The 9,403-nt window shown below is 70.1% G+C and carries 9 protein-coding genes; all 9 read left to right on the top strand.

The genetic code is table 11. From position 1 onward, the window contains the following. A partial coding sequence (locus VH112_02565; GenBank protein HEX4539101.1) for an acyl-CoA dehydrogenase family protein occupies nt 1–423 on the top strand: 423 nt, incomplete at its 5' end. A 27-nt stretch (nt 424–450) separates the two neighbouring features. Beyond that, on the top strand, nt 451–1,413 hold the full coding sequence (locus VH112_02560) for an ATP-binding cassette domain-containing protein (GenBank protein HEX4539100.1): 963 nt from the start codon (nt 451–453) through the stop codon (nt 1,411–1,413). Next, nucleotides 1,410–2,234: an ABC transporter permease gene (locus VH112_02555; protein HEX4539099.1), complete on the top strand. Its 825-nt coding sequence runs from the start codon at nt 1,410–1,412 to the stop codon at nt 2,232–2,234. The genes VH112_02560 and VH112_02555 overlap by 4 nt, the downstream gene beginning before the upstream one ends. 83 nt (nt 2,235–2,317) lie before the next feature. Beyond that, nucleotides 2,318–4,198, top strand: coding sequence for a transketolase (locus VH112_02550; protein HEX4539098.1), 1,881 nt, complete (start codon nt 2,318–2,320; stop codon nt 4,196–4,198). A gap of 6 nt (nt 4,199–4,204) precedes the next feature. Further along, on the top strand, nt 4,205–5,227 hold the full coding sequence (locus VH112_02545; GenBank protein HEX4539097.1) for an MBL fold metallo-hydrolase: 1,023 nt from the start codon (nt 4,205–4,207) through the stop codon (nt 5,225–5,227). A 51-nt stretch (nt 5,228–5,278) separates the two neighbouring features. After that, the gene (locus VH112_02540; protein HEX4539096.1) at nt 5,279–6,412 is read left to right on the top strand and encodes a phosphotransferase; all 1,134 of its coding nucleotides are present in this window, start codon (nt 5,279–5,281) and stop codon (nt 6,410–6,412) included. Then, entirely contained in the window at nt 6,409–7,251 is an 843-nt protein-coding gene (locus VH112_02535; protein HEX4539095.1) for a GNAT family N-acetyltransferase, read from the top strand. The genes VH112_02540 and VH112_02535 overlap by 4 nt, the downstream gene beginning before the upstream one ends. Beyond that, nucleotides 7,248–8,960 (top strand): family 20 glycosylhydrolase, encoded by a 1,713-nt coding sequence (locus VH112_02530; GenBank protein ID HEX4539094.1) that lies wholly within the window; start codon nt 7,248–7,250, stop codon nt 8,958–8,960. The genes VH112_02535 and VH112_02530 overlap by 4 nt, the downstream gene beginning before the upstream one ends. A 36-nt stretch (nt 8,961–8,996) precedes the next feature. Beyond that, the gene (locus VH112_02525; protein ID HEX4539093.1) at nt 8,997–9,371 is read left to right on the top strand and encodes a response regulator; all 375 of its coding nucleotides are present in this window, start codon (nt 8,997–8,999) and stop codon (nt 9,369–9,371) included. Nucleotides 9,372–9,403 lie beyond the last annotated feature (32 nt).

The raw sequence follows: 9,403 nt of genomic DNA, 5'->3' as shown, positions 1-9,403 counted from the left end.
GAGCGCATGATCGCCGCGTACCAGGCCGTCGGGGGCGCCGAGCGGGCTCTCGAGCGGACCGCCGAGTATCTCAGGCACCGGGTCGTCTTTGGCCGGCCGCTGCTTGCCAACCAGCACGTCCAGTTCACCCTGGCCGAGCTGGCGGCCGAGCTGGACATGGCCCGGCACTACAACTACGCCTGCGCCGAGGCGTACCTGCGCGGAGAGGACACGACCCGGTATGCCACCATCGCCAAGCTGGCGACGGGTCGCCTCATCCGCAGGATCGCGGACACGTGCATCCAGTATCACGGTGGAGTCGGGTACATGGAGGAGACCTGGACGTCGCGCTACTTCCGGGACTCCCGGCTGTTGTCCATCGGTGGAGGAGCCGACGAGGTCATGCTGCGCATCCTGGCCCGCCTGGACGGGCTGGAGGCGTGAGGTCGAGCGGGGAGCTGGCATCGCCTGATGGCTGAGCCGGCCGTGCTGGCCGAGAAGATCGAGCGCTCCTTCGGTGAGGTCATGGCCGTCGCCGGGGTGGACCTCTCCGTGCCCGAGGGCCAGATCTACGGCTTCCTGGGACCCAACGGGGCTGGAAAGACCACCCTGGTGCGGATGCTGTGCACCCTGCTGCTCCCGACCGCCGGCACGGCGCGGGTGGCCGGCTATGACGTCGCCTCCGAGCCCCAGGCGGTGCGCCTTCGGATCGGTGTCGCTCTGCAGGAGGCGGCCCTGGACGACCGCCAGACAGGTCGGGAGCTGCTCCGGCTCCAGGGTCGCCTGTACGGGCTGCACGCCCACGAGATCGACCGTCGTCTCGACGACGTGCTGCGTCTCGTCGACATCGGCCCGGCCATCGACCGCCGGGTCGCCACGTACTCCGGCGGCATGAAGCGCCGGCTCGACGTGGCCGCCGCGCTGGTGCACAACCCCAAAGTCATCTTCCTGGACGAGCCCACGACGGGGCTCGACCCGGCCAGCCGGGTCGCCGTGTGGCGGGAGGTGCGCAAGCTGAACGTCGAGCGGGGCACGACGATCTTCCTGACGACCCAGTACCTCGAGGAGGCCGACGAGCTGGCCGACCGCGTCGGCATCATCTCCGAAGGACACATCGTGGCCGAGGGCACGCCCGAGGAGCTCAAGCGGTCCATCGGCGACGACCTCATCGTGGCCCGTGTCGACGGCGCCGACCAGCAGATCGCCGAGGCCCTCGAAGGGGTGCCCGGTGTCCACCACGTGAACATCCGCGACGGCGAGGCGACGGTGCGGGCTCCGGACGGCGCGGCGGCCATCAGCCCCGTCGCCGTGGCCCTCAGCCACAGCCGGCTCCACGTCCACAGCCTCACCCTTCGCACACCGACCCTCGACGACGTGTTCCTGGAGCTGACCGGGGGCCACATCGAGCACCTCGAGCCAGAGGAGGGCCAGTGACCACCACCACGGCCGCGACGACCTCGGCCACCGACCCCGGCGACGACATTCAAGGGCGCGAGGTGGGCTTCTTGTGGGACCTGATCGTGGTGGCGGGCCGGGCCCTGCGCCAGATACCCAGGGATCCCGAGTCCATGATCCCCGCCCTGATCGTCCCCGTGTTCTTCTTCACCGTGAACCTGGGTTCGCTGCAGAAGGTGACCCGCCAAGCGGTGGGCATCGACCTCAAGGCTTTCCTGTTGCCGGTCGCCATCGTCTTCGCCGTCACCGGCATTTCACGGGCATCGTCGCTGGTGACCGACATCCAGGGCGGCTACTTCGACAGGTTGTGCGTGACGCCGGTCCGTCGCCTGGCGCTGCTGCTCGGTCTGATGGTCGCGGACTTCACGCTCGTGGTCGCGCTCACCATCCCCGTCCTGGTGGTCGGCTTCGCCGTCGGGGTCAACTTCGTGACTGGCGTGGCCGGGGTCGTCGCCTTCGTGCTCCTGGCTGCTCTGTGGGGCCTGGTCTTCACCGGCTTCCCGTACGCCATCGCCCTCAAAACGGGCAACCCGGCAGCGGTCAACTCCAGCTTCGTGCTGTTCTTCCCACTCGCCTTCCTGACGACCACCTTCGTCCCCAGGCAGGCGCTGTCCGGTTGGCTCTCCACCATCGCGACCTACAACCCGGTCACCTACCTGCTCGCCGGGCTGCGCTCGCTGACCTCGGTCGGGTGGGATGGGAGCGCGCTGGGCCAAGCCGTGGTCGCCGTCGCCGCTGTGGGTGTCATCAGCATGAGCCTGGCCCTCGCCGCCCTTCGCGGTCGCGTGAAGCGAGGCTGACACGCCCGACGGCGGGGCTGGCTAGCCTGGCACGAGGGCCCGGAACGGGACGGGCAACACATCGCACCCCGGGGAGACTCGACATGGCTCGAACGACGACCGGCGGCAAGCTCGACAGCGACCAGTTGGCGTTCATGGCGGAGCTGGGCCAGCAGCTACGCGTCGACGCCATTCGCTGCAGCACGCACGCCGGGTCGGGCCATCCGACGTCGAGCATGTCGGCCGCAGATCTGATGGCCGTGCTGATGACCCGCCACCTCCGCTACGACTGGAACGACCCGAAGGCGGACAACAACGACCACCTCATCTTCTCCAAGGGTCACGCCTCCCCTCTCCTGTACGCCATGTTCAAGGCGGCGGGAGTCATCAGCGACGAGGAGCTGGTGAAGACGTACCGCACGTTCGGCGCCCGGCTGGAGGGACATCCCACGCCCGAGCTGCCATGGGTCGACGTCGCCACCGGATCGCTCGGCCAGGGGCTCCCGGACGGCGTCGGAGTCGCCCTCGCCGGTCGGTACCTGGACGAGCTGCCGTTCCACGTGTGGGTCCTCTGCGGCGACAGCGAGCTCGCCGAAGGCTCGATCTGGGAGGCGCTCGACAAGGCGGCGCACTACGGCCTGTCGAACCTCACCGCCCTCTTCGACGTGAACCGCCTGGGCCAGCGGGGCCCGACGGAGTTCGGGTGGGAGCTGGACGCCTACCGGCGACGGGTCGAGGCCTTCGGGTGCGTGGCGTTGGTGATCGACGGGCACGACGACGCCGAGATCGACCAGGCCCTCGAGTCGGCGCGAGAGGCCGATCGCCCGACGGTGATCGTGGCTCGCACGGTGAAGGGCAAGGGCTTCTCCGAGGTCGAGGACAAGGAGGGATGGCACGGCAAGCCACTGCCACCGGACATGGCCGAGCGGGCCATCGCCGAGCTGGGCGGCGAGCGCAGCCTCCGGGCCGAGGGCCCCCTCCCGGAGCGGCTCCAGAGCGCCATCGCCCGTCCGGGGAAGGCGACCATCGACCTGCCCCGGTACGACAAGTCGGACAAGGTCGCCACCCGCAAGGCCTACGGCGACGCCCTGGTTGCTCTGGGCGCCCGCCCCGACGTGGTGGCGCTGGACGGTGAAGTGAGCAACTCGACCCACTCGGACGAGTTCAAGAAGGCCTATCCCGACCGCTTCTTCGAGATGTTCATCGCCGAGCAGCAGATGGTGGCGGCCGCCGTTGGGATGAGCGTGCGGGCGTACGTCCCGTTCGCGTCCACGTTCGCCGCCTTCTTCTCCCGCGCCTACGACTTCGTCAGGATGGCGGCGATCTCCCGGGCCAACATCCGCCTGTCGGGGTCCCACGCCGGCGTGGAGATCGGAGCCGACGGCCCGTCGCAGATGGCCTTGGAGGACCTGGCCGCCATGCGGGCGGTCAGCGGCTCCACCGTGCTGTATCCGAGTGACCCGGTGTCGACCGTGAACCTGGTCGGTCTCATGGCCGTCACCGAGGGGGTCGTCTACATCCGCACCACGAGAGGCGCGTACCCGGTCGTGTACGGTCCCGACGAGCGGTTCGCCATCGGTGGCTCCAAGGTGGTTCGCCGTCACGATGACGACGCCGTGGCGCTCATCGGCGCCGGGGTCACGCTGCATGCGTGCCTCGAGGCGGCCGGGACCCTGGAGGAGGCCGGCATCAAGGCGCGGGTGATCGACCTGTACTCGGTGAAGCCGGTCGACGTGGACACGCTGCGCGAGGCGGCGCTGGTCACCTCGGGCCGCCTGCTCGTGGTCGAGGACCACTACCCCGAAGGTGGCTTGGGGGCAGCGGTCATGGAGGCAATGTCGGACGAGCCCAGGCCACCTCGCATCGCCCACCTGGCCGTCCCGGGCACGCCGGGCTCCGGTACGCCCGCTGAGCTGATGGACTGGGCCGGCATCTCGGCCCGTCACGTGGTCGAGGCCGCTCGGGGCCTCGTGGCCGGGGCCTGAGCGAAGGTGTCGGTCGGCGCCCGATCGGTCGGGCCCCTCCCGCCGGTCGAGCGGGTCAGGCCGGGCATCTGGAGCATCCCGGTCCCCATCCCGAACAACCCCCTTCGCTACGTCCTCGTGTATCTGTTCGAGACCGATGCCGGGCCGTTCATCGTGGACGCCGGCTGGAACACCGACGACGCCTTCGACACCCTGGCCGCCGGGCTGTCGCATGCCGGGACCGAGGTGGCCGAGGTCCGTGGCGTGCTCGTGACCCACATCCATCCCGACCACTACGGGCTGGCCGGGCGGGTACGGGACGCGTCGGGCGCCTGGGTCGCCCTGCACCCGGCGGACGCCAAGCTGATCCAGGACCGCTACGTCGAGCCGGACGACCTGCTGGCGCGAGTGGGAACGATGTTGCGCCGGGTCGGAGCACCGGCGGAGGAGGTGTTGTCGCTGGAGCGGGCGTCGATGCCCGTCCTGCCCTTCGTCACCGCCGTCGAGCCGGACGTGCTGATCGAGGACGGGACGAAGCCCGAGGTGCCGGGGTGGGACCTCCTGGCCATCTGGACGCCGGGCCATTCCCCCGGACACCTCTGCTTCTACGAGCCTCGTTACGAGCTGATGCTCTCCGGTGATCACGTGCTGCCCCGCATCACCCCGAACATCCCGTTCCATCCCCAGGCCGGGGCGAATCCACTCGGCGACTACCTGGCCTCGCTGGACCGGGTGGCCGGGTTTCCGACGGACGAGGTGCTGCCCGCCCACGAGCACCGGTTCGTCGGGCTGCCGGAGCGAGTGGCGGAGCTGCGAGCGCACCACGAGCAACGCTTCGCCGAGGTGGTGGCCGCCGTGGAGCGGGGGGTCACCTCGGCCTGGGACATCGCCTCCCAGATGACCTGGTCGCGGCCGTGGGACAGGATCGACGGCTTCATGCGTCGCGCCGCGGTGGGGGAGGCCATGGCTCACCTGCGGGCGCTGCAGGCTCGGGGCGTCCTCCGGGAGGTCGACGGCGAGCCGGCGAGGTGGGCGCTCGTCGAGCGCTGAGCCTCTGTGGCCCAGCCGAGCATGCCCTCGAAGGATGGGTACCGTTCGCGGATGCCGATCGGCGCCACGACGAGCACGGGTGCGGACCCGGCGGGCGTCGCCGCCCAGTTCGCCCTGATGGCGCCGGTCAGTGGTGTCCAGCCCTACGGCCAGGGCAACATCAACCAGACCCACCTCGTCACCTGTGGGACTGGCCGAGGTGGCCCTCGTCGGTACCTGCTCCAGCGCCTGAACCCGACGGTGTTCGCGGCGCCCGACGTGGTCGTGGCGAACCTGGAGCTCGTGTCCGCCCACCTGCGGCACCGCCTCGCGGCTGCGGGTGAGGGGGATCTCGATCGCCGGGTGCTGCGGGTGGTCCCCACCCGCGAGGGCCAGCCGAGCTGGCGCGACACAGCCGGTGGCGTGTGGCGATGCGTCGACTTCGTCGAGCGGACGCACAGCTCGCTCTCGCTCGCCAACCCGGCGCAGGTCTTCGAGGCCGGTCGGGCCTTCGGAGAGCTCCACCGTCTCCTGGTCGACCTCGACCCTGCCCTGGTGGGCGAGACCATCCCCGGATTTCACGACCCCGAGCGGCGGCTGGCAGCGCTCGAGCGCGTCCTCCGTGACGATCCCACCGGCCGGTCGACCGAAGTCAGCGACGAGATCGGGTTCGTGCTGGGTCACCGGGATCTGGCCGAAGCCGGGCGGCGCCTCGTCGGAACCGATGTGCCTCGTCGTGTGGCCCACAACGACGCCAAGGTCGACAACCTGCTCTTCGACGACGACACGGGCCGGGTCGTCTGCATCACCGACCTCGACACGGTCATGCCCGGCTCGATCCTTTGGGATGTCGGAGACCTCCTGCGCAGCGCCACCTGCCGGGCACCCGAAGACGAGCGTGACCTGCGCCGGGTGGCGATGGATCTCGACCTGGCGCGCGCTCTGGTCGCGGGCTATAGGCAGGAGGCGGCCGAATGGATCACCCCGCCCGAGGTGGCGCTGCTGTCGCTCTCCGGGGCCGTGGTGGTGTACGAGCAGGCGGTGCGCTTTCTGACCGACTATCTCGCTGGCGACGTCTACTTCCGGATCTTCCGACCGGGCCAGAACCGGGACCGGTGCCGGGCCCAGATCCAGCTCCTGGCCTCGATGCTGGAGCAGCTGCCCGCCCTCGACGCGGCTGTGGCTGACACATGGGCAGGCGGATGAGGAAGGCGCCGGGTCTCTCGCTGGAGCGGCTCGGCTCCGGCGACCTGCCTGCGATCGCCGAGCTGTGCCGTCGGGGCCTCAGTGATCCGCCAGAGGCGGACGAGCTGATGGGAGCCCTCTTCGCGCCGGACCAGCCGGCGACCGTCCGGGGCGACCCGGACGTTGGCGTGGTCGCCACGGTCGAGGGCGAGGGCGGTGGCTACGTCCGCCTGCTCGTGGTCGATCCGTCCGCCCGCGGACGCGGCCACGGTCACGCCCTGCTCGAGGCCGCCGAAGCAGACCTGGCCGGCACGAGGTCGGTGACGGTGGGCGCCGACGCTCCCTACTACCTGTTCCCGGGGGTGGAGACGAGCCAGACGCCGATGCTCTGCCTGCTCGAGCGCCACCACTACACGCGCGCCGAGGCCAACTACAACATGGCCATGGACCTGGACGCCCTGAAGGCGGACCCGGCGGGAACCGAGCTGGCGGCGGCGAACAACCGGCCCGAGCTCGAGGACTGGCTGGACCGCCACTGGAGCAACTGGTCGGCCGAGGCGCTGCGGGCCCTCGACAAGGGAACACTCCTCGTTTCACGCGATGACGAGGGGATCACCGGCTTCTGCGCCTACGACGTCAATCGCAGAGGCCTCTTGGGCCCGGTCGCCGTGCGCCCCGACCTCATCGGCAAGGGCGTCGGAGAGCCGCTCGTGCTCGGCGCCCTCCATCGAATGCGATCGGCCGGACGCCGGCGGGCCGAGGTCGCGTGGGTCGGTCCCATCGTCCCCTACGCCAGGTTGGGGGGCACGGTGAGCCGCGTCTTCTTCGTGTACCGCAAGCAGTTGCAGGTCGGTCGGTGAACCTCCTCCCGCGACCCCGTCATCTGTCGCTCGGCGACGAGCTCGTGGCGCGCCGGCCGCCGGTCACGCGCCTTGACCCGTCGCTGCCCGCCCAGGGGTACGAGCTACGGATCGACACCGATACGGTGCACCTTGCCGCAGGCGACGACGCCGGCGTCTTCTACGGCCGGGCCACACTCGACCAGCTCGCCCATCTTCACGGCGGCGTCCTCCCGGTCGGTACCGTCGGGGACTGGCCCGACTTCCCGGTCCGGGGGGTGATGCTCGACATCTCCCGTGACAAGGTTCCGACGATAGAGACCCTGGAGACGCTGGTGGAGCGGCTGGCGTCGTGGAAGGTCAACCAGGTGCAGCTCTACTTCGAGCACACCTTTGCCTACCGCGGCCACGAGGAGGTCTGGCGTGGCGCCAGACCGCTCAGCGCCGACGAGGTACGGCGACTCGACGCGTTCTGCCGGACGCGCCACGTCGAGCTCGTGCCCAACCAGAACTGCCTGGGCCATATGGGCCGGTGGCTCGCCCACGAGCGCTACCGGTCTCTGGCCATCGCTCCCGACGGCTGGCCCGATGCTCGTGGACATCTTCACGCGCCCACCACGATCGATCCGCTCAAGCCGGGATCGCTGGCCCTGGTTCGCGAGCTCCTCGCCGAGCTGCTGCCGGCCTTCACCAGCCGGCGGGTACAGGTCGGGCTGGACGAGCCGTGGGAGCTTCCGCCCGAACGGATCGGTGACTACATCAGCTGGGTTCGGACCCTTCGAGACATCCCTGAGCTGTCGGGCCGGGAGATGTTGATCTGGGGCGACATCCTGGCCAACCACCCCGACACTCTGGTCGAGCTCCCCGACGGGGTGACGGTGTGCGAGTGGGGCTACGAGGACTGGCATCCCTTCGCCGATCGCACCGCCGCCCTGACCAAGGCCGGGGTGCGGCACTGGGTATGCCCCGGCACCTCCAGCTGGCTCAGCGTCCTCGGTCGGGTCACGAACATGATCGGCAACTGCCGGGCTGCGGCAGAGGCGGGTCGGACCAACGGGTCTCCTGGGTACCTCACGACCGACTGGGGCGACATGGGCCACCTCCAGTACCTGCCGGTCAGCGAGCCAGGGTTCGCGTACGGCGCCGCCGTGTCCTGGTGCCTCGATGCCAACCGCGACCTCGACCTGGCCGCCGCCCTCGACGTGCACTGCTTCCAGGACTCCAGTGGCGACCTGGGCGCCGCGCTCGTCGCCCTCGGCGACGCCTACCTCGGCGTCGTCCCCAACATCTGGAACATGTCGGTGCTGGTGATGCACCTCTACTGGCCCCAGCTGCAGCTCGGGCGGACGTTCAGCGACGGGCTGACCGTCGACGATCTTGTTCGTGTCGATGCGGGACTGGCCGAGTGCGTCGACCGTCTCTCACGCGCCAAGCCCGATCGGGAAGACGGCGTCCTCGTTGTCGACGAGCTCAGAGGCGGCGCCGCGCTGGTGTCGCTGCTGTGCCGGGACGCCCGCCTGCGCCTGGAAGGAGACGGGTGGCTGTCCTCGATCCCCGCCGCCCGCCGCCAGGATCTGGCCGACGAACTGGACGGCCTCATCGACGAGCACCGCCGCCTGTGGCTGGCCCGCAACCGACCGGGCGGCCTGGTCGAAAGCGTGGCCTGGCTCGAACACCTCCGTGACTGCTACCGGACCGGTACGGCCGACCGCGAGTGGGGCGGCTGGTAAGGGCACCGGCGGGACCGGAGCAGGTACCGTACGTGCATGGCCGAGAGCGTTCTCATCGTCGATGACGACCCCGTCGTTCGGCGCATGCTCCAGCTGAGCTTCGAGTCAGAGGGGTTCGACGTCAGCACCGCGGGCGACGGCCTCGAGGGGCTGGAGGCCATGCGGTCGGACAAGCCCGACGTCGTGATTCTCGACATCATGATGCCCAAGCTCGACGGCATGAAGGTCCTGAACGAGGTGAACGCCGACGACGACCTCCGCGGGATGCCGGTGATCCTCCTGTCGGCCAAGGCCACGTCGCTCGACGTCGACCTGGGCCTGAAGGCGGGGGCCGCCGACTACATCACCAAGCCCGTCGACCCCATCGAGCTCGTCGAGCGCGTGCGCAGCGTCCTGGCCAAGACCGGCTGACAGCAGGGCTGCCCTATCCTGGCCACGCACGT

Source organism: Acidimicrobiales bacterium, from assembly GCA_036270875.1.
GTDB lineage: Bacteria > Actinomycetota > Acidimicrobiia > Acidimicrobiales > AC-9 > AC-9.
This window is presented reverse-complemented; position numbering and strand designations above follow the sequence as displayed.

Coding starts and splice junctions, on each gene's coding strand:
- VH112_02560 (HEX4539100.1), top strand. CDS start 451: ATGGCTGAGCCGGCCGTGCTGGCCGAGAAGATCGAGCGCTCCTTCGGT.
- VH112_02535 (HEX4539095.1), top strand. CDS start 6,409: ATGAGGAAGGCGCCGGGTCTCTCGCTGGAGCGGCTCGGCTCCGGCGAC.
- VH112_02525 (HEX4539093.1), top strand. CDS start 8,997: ATGGCCGAGAGCGTTCTCATCGTCGATGACGACCCCGTCGTTCGGCGC.
- VH112_02550 (HEX4539098.1), top strand. CDS start 2,318: ATGGCTCGAACGACGACCGGCGGCAAGCTCGACAGCGACCAGTTGGCG.
- VH112_02540 (HEX4539096.1), top strand. CDS start 5,279: ATGCCGATCGGCGCCACGACGAGCACGGGTGCGGACCCGGCGGGCGTC.